This window comes from Kitasatospora sp. NPDC059160, from assembly GCF_042755465.1.
Classification (GTDB): domain Bacteria; phylum Actinomycetota; class Actinomycetes; order Streptomycetales; family Streptomycetaceae; genus Kitasatospora.
This window is the reverse complement of sequence record NZ_JBHZCN010000019.1, coordinates 46241-69771: the sequence shown is the minus strand read 5'-3', so window position 1 is coordinate 69771 and position 23531 is coordinate 46241. Positions and strand designations below refer to the sequence as shown.

Sequence of the window (23531 nt, the reverse complement as noted above, 5' to 3'; positions counted from 1 at the left end):
GTCCATGACCGAACAGGACCGCGACCTGCGCGCCCGGCTGGTGGCCGCCGGCATCGAGCTGGTGACCGAGGAGGGCGTCCACGCCCTCGGGCTGCGGGAGATCGCCCGCCGCGCCGGGGTCTCCCACGGAGCACCGCGCCGCTACTTCCCCACCCACCGAGAACTGCTCGCCGCCGTCGCCCGACACGGCTTCGGCCGGCTCACCGACACCCTGGCCGGTGCCGACGCCCTCGCCTCCGGCACCGGGGCCGACCCCCGGGCCCGGATCGAGGCCCTCGCCCGCGGCTACCTCGGCTTCGCCGCGGCCAACCCCGGCCTGTTCGAGCTGATGTTCCGCCACGACCTGCTGGAGGGCAGCGGCACCGAACTGCGCCGCTCCACCCTGCCGCTGTTCCGCACCCTCGTCGGCCTGGTCGGCGAACTCCACCCGCAGGGCGGGGACCCGACCGCCGCCACCGCCGCGCTCTGGGCCAACCTGCACGGCCTGGCCCAACTCCGCAGCTGGGGCAGCCTCGCCCTGGCCACCGGCAGCGACGGCGACAGCGACAGCGACAGCGACAGCGACAGCGACAGCGACAGCATCGAACCCGTGCTGCGCGCCGCCCTGACCGCCCACCTCGGCCCGGCCGACCGGTGACCGCCCGCCACCGGGGGCTCGCCCTCGCCGCGAGCATCACCGGCGCCGTCCTGGTCGCCGTCGACGGCACGGTGCTCACGGTCGCCCAGCCCACCCTGCAGCGCGACCTGCACGCCTCCCTGGCCGCCGTCCAGTGGACCAGCAGCGGCTACCTCGTCACCGTCGCCGCGCTCCTCGTCTTCGCCGGGCGGCTCGGCGACCGGTACGGCCACCGGCGGCTCTTCGTGGCGGGGGTGGTCTGCTTCGCCGCCACCTCCGCCGCGATCGCCCTGGCACCCGGCATCGGCTGGGTGATCGCGCTGCGCGTGGCCCAGGGCCTCGCGGGCGCCCTGCTCCAGCCCGCCACCATCGGCATGCTGCGGGCCGTCTGGCCCGCCGACCTGCTACCCCGCGCGATCGCCGTGCGCACCGCCGCCCTCGGCCTCGCGGTCGCCGCCGGACCGCTGGTCGGCGGCGCGCTCACCACCCACTTCGGCTGGCGGGCGGTCTTCCTGCTCGGCCTGCTGCCCGCCGCCGCGGCTCTGGTCGCGGCCCTCGCCGTGCCCGCGGCCCGTACCGAGCCGGCCGGCGGCGGCCTCGACCTGCCCGGCGCGGGACTGCTGGCACTCGCCCTGGTCTGCCTGGTGCACACCCTGGCCGTCCTGCCGACCGACGGGTGGTCGACGGGGACGGTCCTCGGCCTCGCGACGGCCGGGCTCGCCGCCCTCGCCTTCGCCCGGCACGAGCGCCGGACCGCCTGCCCGCTGGTACCGCCCGCCCTGCTCCGCTCACCGGCCGTCGGGCCGGCGCTCGGCGTCCTGCTCGCGGCATCGGCGGCGGTGCTCGGCACGCTCTTCCCCGCGACCTACTTCCTCCAGGAGGTGCTCGGGCTGGATCCGCTGCACAACGCCCTGCGGGGGCTGCCGCTCGCCGTGGCGATGATCGTGGGCGCGCCCGCCTCGGCCTGGCTGGCGAGGCGTCACGGCGTGCGCGCCACCGTCTTCACGGGCATGGCACTGATCACCACGGGCACCCTGCTCACCTCCCGGCTCGGACCGGACTCGGGCGACACCGCGATCGGCTGCTGCTTCCTGCTGCTCGGCGGCGGCCTCGGCGCGGTGATGGCGACCGCGACCTCCGCCGTCGTCCGGGGTGCGGCGGACGCCGAGTCGGGAGTCGCCGGAGGGCTCCAGCAGACCGTGATGAACATCGGACCGGCCCTCGGTATCGCCCTCGCCACCACCGTCGCCGGCCGTGCCGCACCCGGCACGGCGCTCACCCCGGTCGCCCTGGCGACGACCGGGGTGGCGGCGGCGGGAGCCCTGCTGGCGCTGCGGCTCCCCCGCCCGGCTGCGCGGCCCGTCCCGGCGCCGGTGCCCCTCAGACGCCCGTGACGCCGTCGATGCCCTCCCGGAGCAGGTCGGCATGACCGTTGTGGCGGGCGTACTCCTCGATCAGGTGCACCAGGACCCAGCGCAGCGAGACGGTGTCCGAGCCGACGATCCCGGCGATCCGCCGGTCCAGCGGGCCCGGCGAGTCCAGCGGCGCTCCCCCGGCCAGCTCGCGGCCGTGCTCGACCTCGGCCCGCCAGTTCGCCAGCGCCTCCGTCATCCCCCGGGCCTCGTCCAGGCCGTAGCCGTCCGGATTCTCCGGGCCGTACACCGGCGGCACCGTGCGGCCGGCGAACACCCGCTGGTACCAGGTGCGTTCGACCTCGGTGAGGTGCTGCACCAGGCCGAGCAGCGTCAGCGTCGACGGCGGCACCGAGGCCAGCCGCACCTGCCGGTCGTCGAGCCCGGAGACCTTCTGCACCAGCGTGGCCCGCTGGAACTCCAGCCAGCCCTCCAGCGTGGCGCGTTCGTCGGCGTGCGGCGGCGGGAAGGCCCGGCCGTCAGGCATGAGTGTCATGGCCGCCACTGTGCCATCCACCACTGACAGCGACCCCCGGCGCGGCCGAGCACGCCGGGGGCCGGTCGGGGGCCGGGCCCGGGGTCAGGCCTCGCCGGTCGTGGAGACCACCACCACCCTGGCCACCGTGCCGTCCTCGTCCACCGAGTCCCGCAGGTGGCGGAAGCCCAGCTTCTCGCACATCGCCAGGCTCGGCGTGTTCTCGGCGCCCACCAGGCCGTAGACCTCCTTGAGCCCCAACTCGTCGGCGGCGTAGCGGATCAGGCCGCGGACCACCTCGGTGCCCAGGCCGCGGCCCCAGAAGCCGGGGGCGAGGGCGGCGACCAGCTCGTGCCCGTCGACGTTCCCGGTCCGCTTCACCTCCGCGTGGCCCGCGTAGGCGCCGTCCAGCCACAGGCCCCAGACGTCGAAGAGCCGCTGGGGGTACACATCGCTCAGGATCGCGCGGAACAGCGTGCGCAGCTGCGGTTCGGGCACCAGGTCCTGGCCCATCCAGCGGCAGACCTCCGCGTCGCGGAGCAGGGCGACGAAGGCGTCCTCGTCCTCGGGCCGGTAGGGGACGAACTCCAGGCGTTCGGTGTGCAGCACGGGGGTCACGGCGGACTCCTCTTCCTCGTGGTGGGACGGTCGGGTCAGGCCTCGGCGTTCTCCATGCGCTCGCGCAGGCTGCGCGGGCGCATGTCGGTCCACACCTCGTCGACGTAGGCGGAGCACTCGGCCTCGGTGCCCTCCCGGCCGACCGGCTGCCAGCCGGCCGGGACGTCGAGGTCGACCGGCCAGAGCGAGTACTGCTCCTCGTCGTTGCGCAGCACCTGGAAGCGGGTGTTCTCGTCCATGTCGTTCCTGCCTCTTCTCGTTCTCGTGGGGTGGTGCCGGTCAGCGGCCCGGCCGGCCGTTCCGGGCGTGCCGGGCGATGTGGCGCAGCGCCTCGGCGAACTCCTCGGCGGCCCGGCGCACTTCGGCCGGGTCGTGGACGGCGGGGCGGTGGTGCCAGGTGAAGGCGAGCCGGCCCCGCTGGGCGGCGCCGACCACCTCCAGCGGGTGGGAGCCGGGGTCGCGGGGGTCGTGGTCCTGGCCGCAGGAGCCGAGTTCGGCGCGGACCAGGCCCCCGCCCGCGGCCTCGGGGCGGGCGTCCCACTGGCCGAGGTAGTTGAAGACCACCTGGCCGTGGGCGGCGGCGGCGAGGCGTTCGCGGACCTCGGGCGGGCCGAAGGCGCGCAGGGCGCCGAAGCCGAGCCCGTTGCCGGGCACGGCGCGCAGTTGCCGGCGGACGGCCTTGACCAGGGCGCGCCAGTCGCGGTCGGGGCCGAGCTGTTCGGGCGCGGGGACGTCGAGGCCGACCGGGTGGACGGTGGTGAACCAGCCGACCGTACGGGACAGGTCGACGCCGTCGAGCAGGTCCTCCCGGCCGTGGCCCTCCAGGTCGAGGCGGATCCGCGGCTGTCCGGTCCAGCGGGCCAGGGCGAGCGCGAGGGCGGCGAGCAGCACGTCGTTGACCCGGGTGCGGTAGGCGGCGGGGGCGGCGCGCAGCAGGGCCTCGGTGTCCGCCTCGTCGAGTTCCACCGTGACGGCGCCGGTCCCGGCGGCTGTGCCGGTGCTGGAGCCGGGGGCGTCGGCGGGGCGCGCGGGCGGTTCGGCTCGGCCCGTCACCGCCTGCTCCCAGTAGGGCAGTTCGTGGTCGAGGCCGCCCTCGGCGACGTGGGCGGCGAGCCGCCGGGCCCAGTCCCGGAAGGAGGTGCCGCGCTCCCCCAGGTCGATCGGGCCGCCCGCCCGGGCCTGGTGGTAGGCGCTCTCCAGGTCGTCGCGCAGCACCCGCCAGGAGACGGCGTCGATCACCAGGTGGTGGGCGACCAGCAGGAGCAGCGGCGGACGGTCCGGTTCGCCGGTGAAGGTGAACAGGGCGGCGCGCAGCAGCGGGCCGCGGGCCAGGTCGAAGCCGCCGTGCAGCTCGTCGGCGGCCTTGGCGAGGGCGGCGTCGGCGGACTCGGGCGACTGGCCGGTCAGGTCGTGGTGGACCAGGAGGTCCTCGGTGCGGGCGGGCGGCGGGTTGAACTGGTGCCAGCCGGAGGCGTCGTGGGTGAAGCGCATCCGCAGCGCGTCGTGGTGCTCCAGCAGGGCGTTCAGGGCGGTGTCCAGGGCCGCGCGCAGGGCGGGGTGGTCGGGGTCGGGGCCGAGTTCGAGCAGCGCGGACTGGTTGAAGTGGTGGTGGGCGGCGCGCGGGGTGGTGAGGAACCACGCCTGGATCGGGGTGAGCGGCACGGCGCCGGTGACCGGTCCGTCGTCGGCGCGGTCGGGGGCGTCGCGCACCACGGTGGCGAGTTCGGCGACGGTCTGGTGGGTGAAGAGGTCGCGGGTGGCCAGGTGCAGGCCGTCCCGGCGCAGTCGGGAGACCACCTGCATGCTGAGGATGGAGTCGCCGCCGAGCAGGAAGAAGTTGTCGTCGGCGCCGACCCGTTCGACGCCGAGGACGTCGGCCCAGATCCGGGCGATCCGGCGTTCGGTGTCGTTCTGCGGGGGGCGGTGCGGGCCGGCCGCGGCCCGCACCGGTCCGGGGTCGGGCAGGGCCCGGCGGTCGGTCTTGCCGTTGGGGGTGAGCGGCAGCCGCTCCAGCGGGACGAACACGGCGGGGACGAGGTGCGGGGGCAGCGACTCGGCGAGCTGGGCTCGCAGTTCGAGGGCGGTGCCGGCCGGGTCGGCTTCCCCGCAGGGGTCGGCGGGCACCACGTACGCGACCAGCCGGCCGCCGCCGGGGGCGTCGGTGCGGACGGTGACGACGGCGTCGCGCACCAGCGGGCTGCGGCGCAGTGCGCTCTCGATCTCGCCCGGTTCGATCCGGAAGCCGCGCAGCTTGATCTGGTCGTCGGCGCGGCCGCAGTAGCGGAGTTGGCCGTCGGCGTCGCGGCGGGCGAGGTCCCCGGTGCGGTACATCCGCTCGCCGGGGGCGCCGTACGGGTCGGGCAGGAAGCGCCGGGCGGTCAGGCCGGGGCGGCCGAGGTAGCCGCGGGCCAGGCCGGGGCCGGCCAGGTGGAGTTCGCCGGTCACGCCGGGCGGGACGGGGCGCAGGGCGGCGTCGAGCAGGTAGGCGCGGGTGGCGCCGCTGGGGTGGCCGATGGCGGGGGCGGTGCCGGTGCCGGGGGTGAGCGGGCCGGTCCAGGTGGCGACCACGGTGGCCTCGGTGGGGCCGTAGGAGTTGACCATGCGGCGGCCGGGGGCCCAGGTGTCGACCAGGTCGGCGGGGCAGGCCTCGGCGCCGACCACCAGGGTGCGCAGCTCGGGCAGCGCGCCGGCGGTGCCGGGTTCGAGGGTGGCCAGGGCCGCCGGGGGGATCAGGGCGTGGCTGATCCGGCGTCCGGCCAGGGCCTTGGCGAGGCGTTCGCCGACCAGCGGGCCCTCCTCGCCGGTGACCAGGGCGGCGCCGCTGAGCAGGGAGATGCACAGTTCCAGGACGGAGGCGTCGAAGCTGGGCGAGGCGAACTGGAGCACCCGGTCGCCGGGGCCGACGGCGTACTGGCGGGCGGCTGCGGCCGCGAAGGAGGCGAGTCCGGCGTGGGTGACCACGACGCCCTTGGGGGTGCCGGTGGAGCCGGAGGTGTAGACGACGTACGCCGGGTGGCCGGGGGTGAGGGGGGCGGTGCGGTCGGCGTCGGTGGGGGCGGTGTCGGGGCCGTCGGCGGCCCACACCCGGGCGGGGTCGTCGATCAGGACGGTGGCGCCCGCGTCGCGGACCATGAACTCCCGCCGGGCGGCCGGGTAGGCGGGGTCGACCGGGAGGTAGGCGCCGCCGGCCTTGGCGACGGCGAGTTGGGCGACCACGGCGGCCGCCGAGCGGGGCAGGGCGAGGGCGACCAGCCGTTCCGGACCGACGCCGTCGCGGATCAGCTGCCGGGCCAGGCGGTTGGCCGCCCGGTCGAGTTCGGCGTAGCCGATCACCCGGTCGCCGTCGAGCAGGGCGGGGGCGTCGGGGGTGCGGGCCGCCTGCCGTTCGAACAGCTGGGGCAGGGTGGCCTCCGACACCGGGGGGAAGTCGCCGGTGGCCAGGGCGAGTTCGGCGGCGAGCCGGTCGGGGCCGGCCAGCGGCAGGGAGCCGAGGGCGCACTGCGGGTCGGCGGTGACGGCGGTCAGCAGGGTGGCCAGCTGCTCGGCCATCCGCTCGGCGGTGGCGGGCTCGAACAGGTCGGTGTTGTAGGTGAGTTGGCCGTGAAGCGCACCGTCGTCGGCGTGGGCGAACTCCAGCACCAGGTCGAAGGCCGTGCCGGTGGCGTCGGTCTCGACGTCGGTCACCGCCAGGCCCGGCAGGTCGAGTTCGGCCGCGGGGGTGTTCTGCAGCACGACCAGCACCTGGAAGAGCGGGCTGCGGCTGGTGTCGCGCACCGGCTGCACCTCGTCGACGACCCGCTCGAAGGGCACGTCCTGGTGGGCGAAGGCGTCCCGGACGGTCTGCCGGACCTCGGCGAGGAAGGCGGTGAAGGGCTGCCGGGGTTCGATCCGGGAGCGCAGCACCAGGGTGTTGACGAAGAAGCCGATCAGCCGCTGGGTGCCGGGGTGCTCGCGGCCGGCGGTGACGGTGCCGACGGCGATGTCCCGGTCGCCGCCGAGCCGGGCCAGGTAGGCCTGGGCGGCGGCGACCAGGGTGGTGAACAGGGTGGTGTCGCCGCCGCGGGCGACCCGGGCGAGCCCGCGGGCGGTGTCGGCGGGCAGGTCGATCCGGACGCTGCTCCCGGAGCTGGTGCGGACCGTCGGCCGGGGCCGGTCGAGCGGCAGCCGGACGGGGTCCAGGTCGGCCAACTGGCCCTTCCAGTAGGCGAGCTGGTCGGTGGCGTCGTTGGCGCGCTGCCAGTGGGCGTGGTCGGCGTACTGCACCGGCAGCGGGGCGAGCGGCGGGTGGGCCGGGTCGAGGGCGGCGCGGTAGAGGTGGGCCAGGTCGGTGAGCAGGACGGCGTTGGACCAGCCGTCGGTGACGATGTGGTGCAGGGTCAGGGCGAGTACGTGGTCGTCGGCGGCGAGCCGGACCAGCGCGGGGCGCAGCAGCGGGCCCCGGCGCAGGTCGAAGGGGCGGGCGCGTTCGGCGGCGAGCAGGGCGCGCAGGGCCTCCTCCCTTTCCCCGGAGGGCAGTTGGGCGAGGTCGCGGCGGGGCAGCGGCACCGGCTGCGGCGGGTGGACGAGTTGGACGCCGTGGCCGTCGACGCCGTCGAAGGTGGTGCGCAGCGACTCGTGCCGGGCGGCCAGGGCGGTCAGCGCCGCGCCGAGGGCGTCGCCCTCCAGCGGGCCGCGCAGCCGCAGGGCGAGGGCGGTCACGTACTCGGCGCCGCCGGGTGCGAACTCCTCCAGGAACCAGAGGCGTTGCTGGGCGTAGGACATCGGCGCCGCGCCGTCCCGGGCGACCGGGACCAGGGGCGCCACGGGGGCGGCGGGGACGGCGGGCGGTCGGCCCGGGCCGGACCGCCCGGTGAGCAGTGCGGCGAGACCGGCCGGGGTCGGGTGGTCGAACACCGCTCGGGGCGTCAGTTCGGTGCCGAAGGCCTCGGCGAGGCGGCCGGCGAGCCGGATGCTGAGGATGGAGTCGCCGCCGAGCGCGAAGAAGCCCTCCGTCACCCCGGGCGGGTGGATGCCCAGCACCTCGCCGAAGACCTCGGCGGTGCGGCGTTCGGCCTCGGTGCGCGGCTCGGTGCGCGGCTCGGTCCGGTCGGCGGCTCCGGCGGTGTGCCGCTGCTCCGGTGCGGGGAGCGCGGCGCGGTCGACCTTGCCGTTGCGGCTGAGCGGGAGGGCGGCGAGCGGGACGAAGGCGGCGGGCACCAGGTAGTCGGGCAGGGTGCGGGCGGCGAGGTCCCGCAGGCTCTCGGGGTCGGCGGTGCCGACGGTGTAGGCGACCAGCCGGCGGGCGCCGGGCCGGTCGGTGCGGGCGACCACGGCGACGTCGGTCACCCCGGGGTGGGCGGCGAGGGCGGCCTCCACCTCGGCGGGCTCGACCCGGAAGCCGCGGATCTTGACCTGGTCGTCGGCCCGGCCGAGGAACTCGACGGTGCCGTCGGGGCGGCGCCGGGCCACGTCCCCGGTGCGGTACATCCGGGTGCCGGGCGGGCCGTACGGGTCGGCGAGGAAGCGGGCGGCGGTCGCGCCGGGGCGGCCGAGGTAGCCGCGGGCCACGCCCTCACCGGCGAGGTACAGCTCGCCCGCGCAGCCGGGCGGGACGGGCCGCAGCCGGCCGTCCAGGACGTGCAGGCGCCGGTCGTCCAGCGGGCGGCCGATCGGCAGGGTGTCGGGTACGGCGGCGGGGTCGGCGAGTTCGTGGGCGGTGGCGAAGGTGGTGGTCTCGGTGGGGCCGTAGCCGTCCACCACGGTCAGCCCGGGGCAGGCGGCGAGCACCCGGCGCACGGCCGCGGCGGGCACCACGTCGCCGCCGGTCCACAGCGTGCGCAGGCCGGCGAAGCAGTCCGGGGCGTCCTGGGCGAGCAGCCGGAACAGTCCGGCGGTGAGCCACAGCGCGGTCGGGCCCTGCGGTCCGGCGAGGCGGCGCAGCAGCGCGGCGTCCACCGGCCCGGCGGGGGCGACGAGCACGCAGCCGCCGGTCAGCAGCGGGGCCCAGACCTCGAAGGTGGCGGCGTCGAAGGCCACCGGGGAGTGCAGCAGGACCCGGGCGCAGCGGCCGTCGGCGAAGCGGCCGTCGGTGCCGAGCGAGGCCACGTCGCGGTGCCGGACGGCGACGGCCTTGGGCTGGCCGGTGGAGCCGGAGGTGTACATCACGTAGGCCAGCCGGTCGGGGTCGGCGGGCGGCAGGGCCGTGCCGGTGGCCTCGGTGCGGGCGGCGTCGGTGCGGGCGGCGGCGACCAGGTCGGCGGTGAGCCGCCGGGTGGCACCGGCCCGGGCGAGCAGGGTGCGGCGGCGCTCCTCGGGGGCGCGGAGGTCGACGGGCAGGTAGGCGCCGCCCGCCTTGAGGACGGCGAGTTGGGCGACGACCAGGGCGGTCGAGCGCTCCAGCTCCAGCGCGACCCGCTCCTCGGGGGCCAGCCCCTCGGTGAGCAGCCGGCCGGCGAGCCGGTCGGACCACTCGTCGAGCTGCCGGTAGGTCAGCCGGTGTTCGCCCTCGCGCACGGCGGGGGCGTCGGGGGTGCGCCGGACGTGCCCGGCGAGGACGGTCAGCGGGCTGCGGGGTACGGCCGGGCGGGCGGTGGCCTGCCAGTCGGCCAGCAGGGCGCGGTCGGCCGGGGTGAGCGGCTCCAGCGTGTCGAGGTCGCGGCCGTCGGTGAGGGCCTCGGTGAGGGCGGTGAGCAGCAGGGCGAGCCGGTCGGCGGCGTCCTCGGCGGTCCGGTGGTCGAACAGCGCGGGGTCGTACCCGAGGTCGAGGCCGAGGCGCTGGCCCAGGTGGGCGCGCAGGCACCAGGGGAAGGTGGTGGCGTCGTCGGCGCGCACCTCGACCACCCGGACCCCGGTGCGGGCTTCGGCGGACTCGTCCACGGGGTAGTTCTCGAAGACCAGCATGCTGTCGAACAGCGGCTCCCCGGCGGGCAGTTCGCCGAGTGCCCGGATCCGGGTCAGGGACAGGTGGTCGTGGGCGCGGGCCTCGCTCTGGCGCGCCTGGAGCTCCCGCAGCCAGGGCAGCACGCCGCCGGGGGCGAGCCGGACCCGGGTGGGGACGGTGTTGATGAACAGGCCGATCATCGCCTCCACGCCGGGCAGTTCGGCGGGGCGTCCGGACACGGTGGTGCCGAAGACGACGTCCTCGCCGCCGCCGTGCCGGGCCAGCAGCAGGCCCCAGGCGCCCTCCAGCACGGTATTGACGGTCAGTCCGGCGGCGGCGGCCCGTTCGCGCAGCCGCCGGGTGAGCGCCTCGTCCAGCTCGCGGTGGACGGCGGCGGTGGAGCGGGCCCGGTGGGCCTGCGCCGGGCGGCGGTCGTACGGGAGCGGGGTGCGGGCGGTGAAGCCCTCCAGGGCGGCGCTCCAGTGCGCCTCGGCGGCGGGCCGGTCGCGTTCGGCCAGCCAGCCCAGGAAGTCCGCGAAGGGGCGGCGGACCGGGCGCGGGGCCTGGGGGCCGCCGGTGAGCGCGGCGTACTCCTCGCAGACCTCGGTGAGCAGCTGGCCGGTGCTCCAGCCGTCCAGGACCAGGTGGTGGGTGGACCACAGCAGCAGCAGCTCGTCGCCGGGCAGGGCGGCCAGGGTGAGCCGGGTGAGCGGCGCGGTGGTCAGCTCCATCGGGGTGGCCCGCTCCTCGGCCAGCAGCCGTTCGGTCACCGCGGCCAGCTGTCCGGGGTCGGCCGGGTCGATGCCGAGGTCGAGGTGCCGTACGGGCAGCGCGGCGTGCCGGGCGACCAGTTGGACGGGGTGCGGCAGCCCGCGCCAGTGCACGGCGGAGCGCAGCGCCGGGGTGCGGTCGGCGACCTGCTGCCAGGCGGCGGCGAAGGCCCGCGGGTCGGCGATCCCGGCGAGGCGCACCGCGATCCGGTCGACGTAGGCGTCGCCGGTGCCGTCGGCCTCGTCGGTGGCTTCGGTGCCGCCGGTGGCATCGGTGCCGCCGGTGCCGGCGCTGTCGACCAGGCCGTGGAAGAGCATGCCGGACTGCAGCGGGGTCAGCGGCAGCACGTCCTCGACCGCGCGGCCGTCGCCGACCAGCCGGTCCAACTGCTCCTGGTCCAGGCCGGCCAGCGGGAAGTCGGACGGGGTGCGCCCGCCGGCGCCGGGCCGGGCGCAGTGCTCGGCCAGTTCGCGCAGGGCGGTGCGCATCTCCTCGGCGAGGCCCCGGACGGTGGCCTCGCCGTAGATCTCCGCGGGGTAGGTCCAGGCCAGTTCGAGGCGGCCGTCCTGGACCGCTCCGGTGACCTCCAGCAGGTAGGGGCGCGGTTCGTCCGGGTCGGTGTCGCGCCCGGCCGGGGGCAGCTGGCCTCGGACCAGGCCGCCGGTGCCGGGGCCGTCACCGGATCCGACGCTGCCGGGGTCGAACCGGCCGTGGTAGTTGAAGCCGACCTGCGGGGCGGCGCCGCCGGTCAGCGGGCCGTCCGGGTGGAGGTGGCGCAGCGCGCCGTGGCTGAGGCCGCGCAGCGGGACGGCCCGCAGCTGCTCCTTGACGGCCCGCAGGGTGTGGTGCCAGTCGGCGGCCGGGTCGACGCGCAGGGCGAGCGGGAACTCGGCGGTGAACCAGCCGACCGTGCGGGAGAGGTCGAGGTCGTCGAAGAGGTCCTCGCGGCCGTGCCCCTCGACGCCGATCAGCACCTCGTCCCGGCCGCACCAGCGGGCCAGGGTGCGGCCCAGGGCGCTGAGCAGCACGTCGTTGACCTGGGTGCGGTAGGCGGCGGGCGCCTCGCGCAGCAGGGCCGCGGTGGTGGCCCGGTCCAGGGTCACGGCGAGGGTGGCGGCGCCGGCGTGGGTGTTGGCGCCGGGACGGCCGGCGGGGAGCCCGGCCGGGGCGGCGCCGGTGCGGGTCCAGTACGCGGTGTGGGCGTCCAGGGCGCCCGCGCGGGTGTGCCGCTCCAGCCGGGCGGCCCACCGGCCGTGGGTGGTGCCCTCCGGCGGGAGCTCGACCGGGGCGCCGGTGCGGGCGGCGTGGTGGGCGGTTTCGAGGTCGGCGAGCAGGATCCGCCAGGAGACCCCGTCGACGGCCAGGTGGTGGACGGTGAGGACGAGTTGGCCGGGCTGCCGCTCGCCGCGGTCGAAGAACAGGGCGCGCACGGTGCGGCCCTCGACCGGGTCGAGCGAGCGCTGGGCGGCGTCGGTGGCCTGCTGGACCTCGGCCTCCAGGGCGGCGGGGTCGAGGCCGGCGGCCGGGTGGTGGGCGAACAGGCCGCCGGGCGGCTGCTCGGCCACCTCCTGGCGCCAGCCGTCCGGGCCGGGGCGGAAGCGGGTGCGCAGCGCCGGGTGGTGCCGGACCAGGGCGTGGACGGCTTCGCGCAGGGCCGTCGGGTCGGTACCGGGGGCGAGTTCCAGGCGCTGGGTCATGGTGAAGCGCAGCGGCTCGCCGGGGCGGCGGGCGTCCAGGTACCAGCGCTGGATCGGGGTGAGCGGCGCCTCGGCGGGCTCCGGCTCGGTCTCCTGACGTTCAATCACCTCTTCGGTGATCAGGGCGAGTTCGGCCACGCTCTGGTGCCGGAAGACGTCCTTGGTGGTCAGCGCCAGCCCGGCGGACCTGGCGCGGGAGACGATCTGGATGCTCAGGATGGAGTCGCCGCCGAGCGCGAAGAAGTTGTCCCGGGCGCCGACCCGTTCGACGCCGAGCACCCGGGCCCAGATCTCGGCGAGCCGCTGCTCGGTGCCGGGCGCCGGGGCGACGTACGGGGTGGAGCGGTCGGGCTGGGCGGGCGGTGCGGGCAGGGCGCGGCGGTCGGTCTTGCCGCTGACGGTGCGCGGGATCCGGGCCAGCGGGACGAAGGCGGCGGGCACCAGGTGGTCGGGCAGGGTGCGGCGCAGCCAGGTCCGCAGCTCGTCGGCGGGTGGCACCCGGTCGGCGGCCGGGACCGGGTAGCCGACCAGCACGGTGCGTCCGGCGTGCTCGCGGGCGGCGACCGCGCAGTCGGCGAGGTCCGGGTGGGCCAGCAGGGCGGCCTCCACCTCGCCGGGTTCGATCCGGAAGCCGCGGATCTTGACCTGTTCGTCGGCCCGGCCGAGGAACTCCAGCTGGCCGCGGGCATTGCGGCGGGCCAGGTCGCCGGTGCGGTACATCCGGGAGCCGGGCGGGCCGTACGGGTCGGCGAGGAAGCGGGCGGCGGTCAGGCCCGGCCGGTTCAGGTAGCCGCGGGCGACCTGGGCGCCGGCCAGGTAGAGCTCCCCCGGCATGCCGGGCGGCACCGGGCGCAGGGCGCCGTCCAGTACGTGGGCGCTCAGGCCCCGGCCGGGGCGGCCGATGACGGGGTGCTCGGGGTGGTCGGCGCAGCGGGCCCAGGTGGCGTCGACGGTGCACTCGGTGGGCCCGTACACGTTGTAGGCGGTGACGCCGAAGTCGGCGCGGGCGGCGGCGAGTTGCCGCCAGGTGGTGGCGGGGACGGCCTCGCCGCCGACCAGCAGCAGCCGGGGGTGGTGGCGGCCGGGGGCGAGCAGCCCGGCGGCGGTGAGTTCGCGCAGGAAGGACGGGGTGACGTTGACCAGGTCGAGGCGGCGGTCGGCGACCAGCGCGCAGAAGGCCTGCGGGTCCAGCCGGACGTCCTCGTCGATCAGGTGGATCTCCTGGCCGAGGGCGAGCAGCAGCGGGCCCTCCCAGCTGGTGTCGAAGGAGAAGGAGGCGCTGAGTGCGACCCGCAGCCGCTCGCCGTCGGCGGTGTGCGGGTCGACCAGGCCGAGCCGGTGGTCCCGGCAGAGGTTGACCAGTTGGCGGTGTTCGACGGCGACGCCCTTGGGGCGGCCGGTGGAGCCGGAGGTGAAGACCACGTACGCCGTGCCCGCCGGGTGCAGCGGCGACGTCCGGTCGGCGTCGGTCAGGTCGTGGTCGGGCAGGGCCTGCCAGGCCGTGTCGCGCAGGGTCCGTTCGGTCAGCACGGCCCGTGGCCGGGCGTCGTCGAGCAGCAGGGCGGCACGTTCCTCGGGCAGCTCCGGGTCGACGAAGAGCACCGCGGCGCCGGTCTTGAGCACCGCGAACAGGGCGACCACCAGCGCGGAGGTGCGGGGCAGCCGGACCGCGACCAGCTGTTCGGGGCCGGCCCCGAGGGCGACCAGGTGGCGGGCCAGCCGGTTGGCCCGGGCGTTGAGCGCGGCGTAGTCGAGGGTGGTGTCCCGGGCGACCAGGGCGGTGGCGTGCGGGGTGCGGGCGGCCTGGGCCTCGAACAGGGCGGTGAAGGTGGTGTCGGGTGCCTGCGGCAGCGGTTCGCCGCGCCCCTGCCGCAGGGTGCGCTCGCGCTCCTGGGCGGTCATCAGCGGCAGGTCGCCGACGGGGGTGTCCGGGCCGTCGGCGACGGCCGTCAGCAGCACGGTCAGCCGCTCGGCCAGCAGTTCGGCGGTGCGGGCGTCGAACAGCCCGGTGCTGTACTCCAGGTGGCCGGTGAGGCCGCCGTCGCGTTCGACGAAGTCGAAGGAGAGGTCGAAGCCGGCGGTGCGCACCGGCGGGGTCAGCGGCTCCGCCGTCAGCCCGGGCAGCCGGGGCGCCTCGGCGCCGAGGTTGTGCAGGGCCACCATGACCTGGAACAGCGGGGTGCGGCTGGTGTCCCGCTCCGGCTGGAGGGCGTCCACCAGTCGTTCGAAGGGCACCTCCTGGTGGGCCAGGGCGTCGAGCAGGGTGCCCCGGGCGCGGGCCAGCAGCGCCCGGAACGGCTCCTCCGGGCGGACGCTGCCGCGCAGCACCAGGGTGTTGACGAACATGCCGACCACGTCGTGGAGTTCGCCGTGCTCGCGGCCGGAGGTGACGGTGCCGACGGCGAAGTCCCGCTGACCGGACCAGCGGGCCAGCAGCACCTGGCAGGCCGCCAGCAGCACGGTGTACAGGGTGCCGTCGGCCTCCCGGCCGCGCTCGCGCAGCCGCCCGGTCAGCTCGGCGGGCAGGGTGAAGCTGACCAGCGCGCCCTCGGTGCCGCGGACGGCCGGACGCGGACGGTCGGTGGGCAGCTCCAGCGGCGGCAGCCCGGCCAGGGTCTCCCGCCAGTGGTCGAGCTCCGCCTCGGCCCGGTCGCCGCGGCCGCGTTGCCAGGCGGCGAAGTCGGCGTAGCGGACGGGCAGTTCGGGCAGTTCGGGGCGGCGGCCGGTGAGCGCGGCGGCGTACAGCTCGGCGAGGTCGCGGCCGAGCACGCCGATCGACCAGCCGTCGGTGACGATGTGGTGCACCGCCAGGACCAGCACGTGCTCCTCCGCCGCCGTCCGGGCCAGCCGGGCGCGCAGCAGCGGGCCGGCGGCCAGGTCGAAGGGGGTCGCGGCGATCCGCTCCAGCAGCGCGTCCAGGGCGGCCGGGTCGAGGTCCTCGCAGGGCAGCTCGACGGGGTACGGCGGGTGGACCACCTGCCGGGCCACGCCGTCCCGTTCGGCGAAGGTGGTGCGCAGCGCCGGGTGCCGGGCGACCAGGGCGTCCAGGGCCGCGCCCAGCGCGCCCCGGTCGAGCGTGCCGCGCAGCCGCAGCACGGACAGCGTGGTCCAGTCGGTGCCGCCCGGCTGGAAGCGGTCGAGGAACCAGAGCCGCTGCTGGGCGTACGACAGCGGCGGTTCGGCGGCGTCGGCGTCCGCGAGGACCGGGATGACGGCCGGGATGACGGGGCCGTCGGCGGGGCGGGATCCGGCGGGCTGCCCTCCCCCGGCGCTGAGGGCCTCGGCGAGCCGGGCCAGCACCGGGTGGTCGAACAGCACCCGGGGGGACAGGTCCGCCCGCCCGAAGGCCTCGCGCAGCCGGGCGGTGGCCCGGACGGCGAGGATGGAGTCGCCGCCGAGCGCGAAGAAGTCGTCCTCGGCGGCGACCTCGCCGGTGTCCAGCACGGCCGCCCAGGCCCGCGCCACCAGCTGCTCGGCCGGGGTGCGCGGTGCGGTGCGGTCCCGGCCGGCCGTGCCCGGGTAGCCGTCCGGGCCGGGGGCGGGCAGCGCGCGCCGGTCGAGCTTGCCGTTGGGGGTGAGCGGCAGCGCCGCCATCGGGACGTAGCCGGCGGGCACCAGGTAGGCGGGCAGCAGCCGCTCCAGGTGGGCGCGCAGGTCGGCGGCGGACGGCGGCTCGGTCGCGCCCTCCCCGGCGACGACGTGGGCGACCAGCCGGCGGGTGCCGGCGGCGTCCTGGTGCACCCCCACGGCGGCCTGGCCGACGCCGGGGTGGGTGAGCAGGGCGGCCTCGACCTCGCCGGGCTCGATCCGGAAGCCGCGGATCTTGACCTGCTGGTCGGACCGGCCCAGGTAGTGCAGGGTGCTGCCGTCGGCCGAGCGGCGGGCCCGGTCGCCGGTGCGGTACATCCGGGTGCCGGGGGCGCCGAAGGGGTCGGCGAGGAAGCGGGTGGCGGTCAGCCCGGGCCGGTCGAGGTAGCCGCGGGCCAGCCCCTCCCCCGCCACGTACAGCTCGCCGACCGCGCCCGGGGGGACGGCTGCGAGGTCGGCGTCCAACAGGTACAGCCGCAGGTCGGCCAGGCCGTCGCCGAGCGGGGCCGGGCCGCCCGCGGCGGCGGTGGCGGCGTTTAGCGGGGCGTGGGTGACGTGCACGGTGGTCTCGGTGATGCCGTACATGTTGACCAGGCGCGGGGCGTCCTGGGGGTGGCGGGCGTACCAGTCGGCGAGCCGGGTGACGTCCAGCGCCTCGCCGCCGAAGACGACCGTGCGCAGCGCCGACCGCCGGGAGAGTTCGGGGTGTTCGGCGTCGGCGCGGACCAGCGGCAGGAACGCGGACGGGGTCTGGTTGAGCACGGTGACGCCCTCGTCGGCGAGCAGCCGCAGGAACGCCTCCGGGTCGCGGGCGGTGTCGGCGGGCACCACGACCAGTCGGCCGCCGTGCAGCAGCGGGCCCCAGAGCTCCCAGACCGAGAAGTCGAAGGTGTAGGAGTGGAACAGCGTCCAGACGTCCTGCGGGCCGAAGCCGAGGAGTTCCCGGGTGTGGTCGAACAGCCGGACCACGTTGGCGTGCGGCACCACGACGCCCTTGGGGCGGCCGGTGGAGCCGGAGGTGTAGATGGCGTAGGCGGGGTTGTCGGGCAGCGGGCGGTGGCGGGGGCCGAGCGGGGCGGCCGGGCGGCGCTCCAGGTCGGCGCGCACGGCCGGGTCGGCCAGTGCCAGGACGGGGACGTCCGCGTCGGTGCGGTCGAGCGTCACCAGGGCCACCGGGGCGGCGTCGCCGAGCAGTTCGGCCCGGCGTTCGGCGGGCAGGTCCGGGTCGAGCGGCAGGTAGGCCGCACCGGCCTTGAGCACGGCGAGCACGGCCACCACCAGGTCGGCCGTCCGGGGCAGCGCCAGGGCGACGAACCGCTCGGGCCCGGCGCCGAGTTCGGCCAGCCGGTGGGCCAACCGGGAGGCCCGGGCGTCCAGTTCGGCGTAGTCGAGGTGCTCGGTGCCGTGGCTGACGGCCCGGGCGTGCGGGGTGCGGGCGGCCTGGGCCTCGAAGAGGTCCACCAGGGTGTTCCGGGGCCGGGCCGGGAGGGTGACCGGCCCGGTCGCCCGGCGGCGCTCCTCGGGCGTGGTCCAGGCGAGTTCGCGCAGCGGCCGGTCCAGGCCGTCGGCCAGCCCGGCGAGCAGCAGGCAGAGCCGCCCGGCGAGCGCGCGGACGGTGTCGGCGTCGAACAGCTCCGGGTCGTACCCGAGGTCGAGGCCGAGCCGCTCCCCCTGGTGGGCGCGCAGCACCAGCGGGAAGTTGGTGGCGTCCCGGGAGGAGACCTCGGCCAGCCGCACCCCGGCGCCGGCCGCGCGGGCGTCGTCGAAGGGGTAGTTCTCGAAGGCGACGATGCTGTCGAACAGCGCGCCGCCGGGGGGCAGGTCGCTGTACCCGGTGAGTTCGGCGAGCGAGACGGCGGCGTGCCGCCGGGCCTCGGCCTGGGCCTCCTGGAGGGCGCGCAGCCAGTCGGCGGCGGTGCGCCCGCTCTCCACCCGGACCCGGGTGGGCAGGGTGTTGATGAACAGGCCGATCATCGACTCCACGCCGGGCAGGTCCTCGGGGCGGCCGGAGACCGTGGTGCCGAACAGCACCTCCGGCTCACCGGCGTACCGGGCCAGCAGCAGCGCCCAGGCGCCCTGCACCACGGTGCCGAGGGTGAGCCCGGCCCGGCGGGCCGTGTCGGCGAGCCGTCCGGAGACCTCCTCGGACAGGCCCGCGCGGTGGCTCTGCGCCGAGCGGGCCCGGTGGGCCTCGCGCCGGGCCCGGTCGACGGGCAGCGGGGTGGCGCCGGCGAAGCCCGCCAGCACGCCGCGCCAGTGGGCCCGGGCGGCGGCGGCGTCCTGGGCGGCCAGCCAGCGGACGTAGTCGCCGAAGGGGCGGCGCACCACGGGGGCGGGGGCGGTGCCGGTGGTGACGGCGGCGTACTCCTCGAACACCTCGGTGAGCACCTGGGCGAGGCTCCAGCCGTCCAGGATCAGGTGGTGGGAGGTCCAGAGCAGCTGCAGCCGGGCCTCCGGCAGCCGGACCAGGGTGAGCCTGGTCAGCGGGGCGGTGGCGATGTCCAGGCCCAGGGCGAGGTCATCGGCGCGCAGCCGCTCCAGGCGTTCGGCGCGCCGCGCCGGGTCCAGGGCCCGCAGGTCGTGCACCGTGACGGGCAGCCGGACGCCGCGGCGCACCAGCTGGAGCGGGGCGGGGACGCCCTCCCAGACCACCGAGGTGCGCAGGGCGGGCGTGCGGTCGGTGACCCGCTGCCAGGCCAGGGCGAAGGCCTGCGGGTCGGTGACGCCCTCCAGCAGCAGGGCGGCCTGGTCGAGGTAGACGTCGTCGGGGCCGCCGACCAGGCGGTGGAAGAGCATGCCCTCCTGGAGCGGGGTGAGCGGCAGCAGGTCCTCGACGTCCCGGCCGTCGCCGACGGTCCGGTCCAGGGCGGCCTGGTCCAGCCCGGCGAGCGGGAAGTCGGAGGGGGTGCGGCCGCCCGCGCCGGGGCGGGCGCAGTGCTCGACGACGGCGGTCAGCGCGGCCGCGGTGGCGTCGGCGAGGGCGCGGACGGTGGCGCTCGCGTGCACCTGGTCGCTGTAGTGCCAGGTGAGTTCCAGCTCGCCGTCGGCGACCACGGCGGAGACGTCCAGCAGGTGGTCCAGCGGCTCGCCGGGGGCGAGCTCCCGGCCGGGCGCCGGGCCGGCCGGGGCGAAGTCGCCGCCGGCGGGCGCGGTCCACTGGCCGTGGTAGTTGAAGCAGACCTGCGGCAGCGGGACGTCCCGGAGGGCGCGGGCCGCCGGGTCGTCCCGGCGCAGCCTGGCCAGTGCCTCGAAGCTCAGGCCCCGGTGCGGGAGGGAGCGCAGCCGCTCCTTGACCCGCTTGAGGGTGGCGCCCCAGTCGGGGGCGTCGGCCGTCCCGGCGGGGGCGAGGGTGACGGGGTACCGGGTGGTGAACCAGCCGACCGTACGGCTGAGGTCGAGGCCGTCGAAGAGGTCCTCGCGGCCGTGGCCCTCCAGGGCGACGGTGACCTCCGCCCGGCCGGTCCAGTCGGCGAGGGCCCGGCCGAGGGCGCTCAGCAGCACGTCGTTGACCTGGGTGCGGTAGACCTCGGGGACGCTGCGCAGCAGGGCCGCGGTGGTGGCGGCGTCCAGTCGGGTGCGCAGGGTGCGGACGGAGCCGGCGGTCGGGGTGCCGGGGTGGTCGACGGGCAGCGGGTGGGCCGGCTGCCCGGCCTGGTCCGTCCAGTACGGGAGGGCCGGGTCGAGGGCGCCCGCGCGGACGTGTCCGGCGAGCCGGTGGGCCCAGTCGGTGAACGGGACCGGCTCGGGCTCCAGCTCGGGCGTGGCGCCGGACTCGGCCTGCCGGTAGGCCCGTTCGAGGTCGGCGAGCAGCACCCGCCAGGAGACGCTGTCCACGGCCAGGTGGTGGGCGGTCAGCAGGAGTTGGGGGCGGGCGCCGTCGTCGGCCGGAGGGAACAGCACGGCGCCCAGCAGGGCGCCGGTGGCCGGGTCGAGGCGGGCGCGGGCGGCGTCGGCGGCCTCGGCCCGGTCTCCGACCGGGTCGGCCGTGCTCAGCAGGGCGGCGTCCGGCGGGGTGTCCACGGGCTGTTGCCGTCGGCCGCCGGGGCCGTCGGTGAAGCGGGTGCGCAGCGCCGGGTGGGCGGTGACCAGGGCCCGCAGGGCGGCCTCCAGGGCGGGGCGGTCGATCCGGTGCGGCAGGTCGAGCAGCAGCGACATGGTGAAGTGCCGCAGCGGGCCGTGGTCGGCGAGGAACCAGTCCTGCACCGGGGTGAGCGGGGCGGGTCCGTCCGGACCGCGCTGCGCCGGTGCGGTGGCGGCGGCCGGGCGGGCGGCGGCGGCCAGGCAGGCGGCGGCCAGGTCGGCGACGCTCTGGTGGCGGAAGACGTCCTGGGAGCCGATCAGCAGCCCGGCCGCGCGGGCCCGGGAGACGGCCTGGATGCTCAGGATGGAGTCGCCGCCGAGTTCGAAGAAGTTGTCGGTGGCGCCGACCCGGGGCAGGCCGAGCACCTCGGCCCAGATCGCCGCCAGGGTCTGCTCCTCGGGGGTCCGCGGGGCGACGAACTCCCGTTCCGTGACGTGGACTTCGGGGGCGGGCAGGGCCCGGCGGTCCAGCTTGCCGCTGGTGCTGAGCGGCAGCGCCTCCAGGGCGGTGTACGAGGAGGGCACCAGGTGGTCGGGCAGGGTGCGGCGCAGCGCCGCCCGCAGGTCGGCGGCGGTCCGGGCGGCGCCGTCGGCGAACACCAGGTAGGCGGCCAGCCGGGTGTGGCCGTGCCCGTCGGGTACGGCGGCGACGGCGGCCGCGGCGACCCCGGGCAGGTCCAGCAGGGCCGCCTCGACCTCGCCGGGCTCGATCCGGTGGCCGCGCACCTTGACCTGGTCGTCGGCGCGCCCCAGGTACTCCAGCCGTCCGTCGGCCGTCCAGCGGGCCAGGTCGCCGGTGCGGTACATCCGGGCGCCGGGCGGCCCGTACGGGTCGGCGGTGAACCGGGCGGCGGTCAGCCCGGGGCGGCCGGCGTAGCCGCGGGCGAGCTGCTCGCCGGCCAGGTGGAGCTGGCCGCCGACCCCGGGCGGCACCGGCCGGAGCCGGTCGTCCAGGACGTACGCCCGCAGGTTGGGCAGCGGACGCCCGATCAGCGGGCGGTCCTCGGCGGCGATCCGGCAGGCCAGCGCGTCGACGGTGCACTCGGTGGGGCCGTAGTAGTTGTACGCGGCGACGTCCGGGTGGGCGGCGAGTTCGCGCCAGAGCCGGGGCCCGACCGCCTCGCCGCCGAGCATCAGCACCCGGGGGCGGTGCCGGGGGTCGTCGAGCAGCCCGGCGGGCAGCAGTTGGCGCAGGTAGGAGGGGGTGAGGTCGAGGAAGTCGATGCGGTGGCGGACCACGTACTCGACCAGCGCGGCCGGGTCGGTCCGGGTGGTCTCGTCGACCAGGTGCAGCGGGTGGCCGTCGGCCAGCAGCAGCACGCCCTCCAGGGAGGTGTCGAAGGAGAACGAGGCGGTCAGCGCGACCCGCAGCGGGCCGCCGCCGGCCTCGGCGACGAACCCGGCCCGGTGGGCGGCGAGCAGGTTGGCCAGCCCGCGGTGCGGCACGGCGACGCCCTTGGGGCGGCCGGTGGAGCCGGAGGTGTACAGCACGTAGGCGGTGTTGGCGGGGTCGAGCGGGGCGGTGCGGTCGGCGTCGCCGGGGTCGGTGGCGGGGCCGTCGGCGGGCAGCGCGCGCAGCGCCGCCTCGTCCAGGACGAGCGCCGGGCGGGCGTCCGCGAGCAGGAACGCGACGCGTTCGGCGGGCAGCGCGCGGTCCAGCGGCAGGTAGCCGGCGCCGGTCTTCCAGACGGCCAGGATCGCGGTGATCATGTCGGCGGTGCGCGGCAGGTGCAGCGCGACCAGCTGTTCGGGGCCGATGCCGCGGGCGATCAGCTGGTGGGCGAGCCGGTTGGCGCGGGTGTTGAGCTCCGCGTAGCCGAGCGCCTCGCCCCCGGCGACCAGGGCCGGGGCGTCGGGCGTCAGGGCCGCCCGGCGCGCCAGCAGGTCGGGGTGGGTGGCGGGTTCGACGGGCAGCCCGGTGCCGCTCCAGTCGTGGAGGAGCTGCCGGGTCTGCGCCGGGGAGAGCAGCGGCAGGGTGCCGAGCGGGCGGTCCGGTTCGGCGGCGGCGCCGGCCAGCAGGCGCAGCAGCTGGTCGGCGGTGCGGCGGGCGGTGGCCGGGTCGATGAGGTCGGCGCGGTACTCCAGCAGGCCGGTGAGCGCCTCGCCGTCGGGGACGAACTCCACGCTGAGGTCGAAGGTGGCGGCCTGCCGGGGCACGTCCACCGGGGTGATCGCGGTACCGGCCGGGGCGGTGGCCGCGGGCGGTGCGGGGTGCAGCAGCACCAGGACGTCGAACAGCGGGTTGCGGCCGGCCTCGCGGGGCGCGGCCACCGCCTCGACCACCCGCTCGAAGGGTGTGTCGCCGTGCGCGAGGGCGTCGTTGCCGGTCCCGGTGGCGGCCGTCAGCAGGTCGCGGAAGGAGCCGGCCGGGTCGACCCTGGTGCGCAGCACGACCGTGTTGACGAAGCAGCCGACGGCCCGCTCCAGTTCGGTGCGGGTGCGCCCGGGCGTCAGCGAGCCGACGGTGACGTCCGGTTGCCCGGACCAGCGGGCCAGCAGCGCTTGGACGCCGGCCGTCAGGGCGGTGTTCAGGGTGCCCTGCCGCTCGGCGGCGAGCGCGCGCAGCCGGGCGGTGAGCGCGGCGGGGACGGTGAAGGGGTGGACGGCGCCGGGGCCGGCCTCCTCGCCGCGCCGGGGGTGGTCCAGCGGCAGTTCGGGGGGCACCGCTCCGGTCAGGCGTTCCTTCCAGTGGGCCAGCTGTCTGTCCGCCCGGGCCCCGGTCTGCTGCTCGCGCTGCCAGGCCGCGTAGTCCGGGTACTGGACGGCGACGGGCGGCAGCTGCGGGGCCTCGTCGCGGGCCAGCGCCGCGTAGCCGGTGCACAGTTCGTCCAGGACCACGCCCATCGACCAGCCGTCGGTGACGATGTGGTGGGCGGTCAGCTGGAGCACGTGGGAGTGCGCGGACTCGCGCAGCAGCAGGGCGCGCAGCAGCGGGCCGTGCCGCAGGTCGAACGGGCGGGAGTACTCGGCGAGGAGCAGGGCGTCGAGGTCGGAGCCGTCGACCTCGTGGACCGGCAGCGGCACCGGCCCGGCCGGCCGTACGGTCGGCACCGGGCGGCCGTCGGCCTCCTCGAAGACGGTCCGCAGCGCCTCGTGCCGGGCGACCACGGCGGCCAGCGCCCCGCGGAGCGCCGTGGCGTCCAGCGGCCCGGTGAACCGGACGGCGAGCGCGCTGTTGTAGCGCGGGTCGCCGGGCCGCAGCCGGTCCAGGAACCAGAGCCGCTGCTGGACGGAGGACGGCGGCAGCGGCCGGTCGCGGTCGGCGCGCGGGATGCCCGCCGGGGCGGCGGCGGACTTCCCGGCCAGCCGGAGCCGGAGCGCTTCCCGCAGGTCGGCGGGGAGGGCGGCCGCGCGGTCCCGCCGGGCGGGCCCCGGGGGTGTCGAAGGCGTCGAAGGCGTCATGGTCGTCGGATCC

Annotated in this window: 6 protein-coding genes; 2 read left to right on the top strand and 4 right to left on the bottom strand. The window is 77.3% G+C overall.

From position 1 onward, the window contains the following. Positions 1-4 precede the first annotated feature (4 nt). Together ACFXOZ_RS10855 and ACFXOZ_RS10850 are read left to right on the top strand one after the other, a co-directional pair. The gene (locus tag ACFXOZ_RS10855) at positions 5-637 is read left to right on the top strand and encodes a TetR/AcrR family transcriptional regulator (protein WP_380589395.1); all 633 of its coding nucleotides are present in this window, start codon (positions 5-7) and stop codon (positions 635-637) included. Further along, positions 634-2010, top strand: a complete 1377-nt coding sequence (locus tag ACFXOZ_RS10850) for an MFS transporter (RefSeq protein ID WP_380589392.1) — start codon at positions 634-636, stop codon at positions 2008-2010. Before ACFXOZ_RS10855 ends, ACFXOZ_RS10850 begins: the two co-directional genes overlap by 4 nt. On the opposite strand, the gene ACFXOZ_RS10845 is transcribed toward ACFXOZ_RS10850, so the two are convergent. From ACFXOZ_RS10845 to ACFXOZ_RS10830, 4 genes are all read right to left on the bottom strand, one after another. Beyond that, positions 1997-2524 carry a DinB family protein gene (locus tag ACFXOZ_RS10845; RefSeq protein ID WP_380530684.1) on the bottom strand — a complete coding sequence of 176 codons (528 nt, stop codon included), beginning with the start codon at positions 2522-2524 and terminating at the stop codon, positions 1997-1999. The genes ACFXOZ_RS10850 and ACFXOZ_RS10845 overlap by 14 nt on opposite strands. Before the next feature lie 84 nt (positions 2525-2608). Next, positions 2609-3121 carry a GNAT family N-acetyltransferase gene (locus ACFXOZ_RS10840; RefSeq protein ID WP_380530687.1) on the bottom strand — a complete coding sequence of 171 codons (513 nt, stop codon included), beginning with the start codon at positions 3119-3121 and terminating at the stop codon, positions 2609-2611. A 35-nt stretch (positions 3122-3156) separates the two neighbouring features. Next, the gene (locus tag ACFXOZ_RS10835; RefSeq protein WP_375897473.1) at positions 3157-3360 is read right to left on the bottom strand and encodes an MbtH family protein; all 204 of its coding nucleotides are present in this window, start codon (positions 3358-3360) and stop codon (positions 3157-3159) included. 40 nt (positions 3361-3400) lie between these two features. Then, positions 3401-23518: a non-ribosomal peptide synthase/polyketide synthase gene (locus ACFXOZ_RS10830; protein WP_380589389.1), complete on the bottom strand. Its 20118-nt coding sequence runs from the start codon at positions 23516-23518 to the stop codon at positions 3401-3403. Positions 23519-23531: the final 13 nt, after the last annotated feature.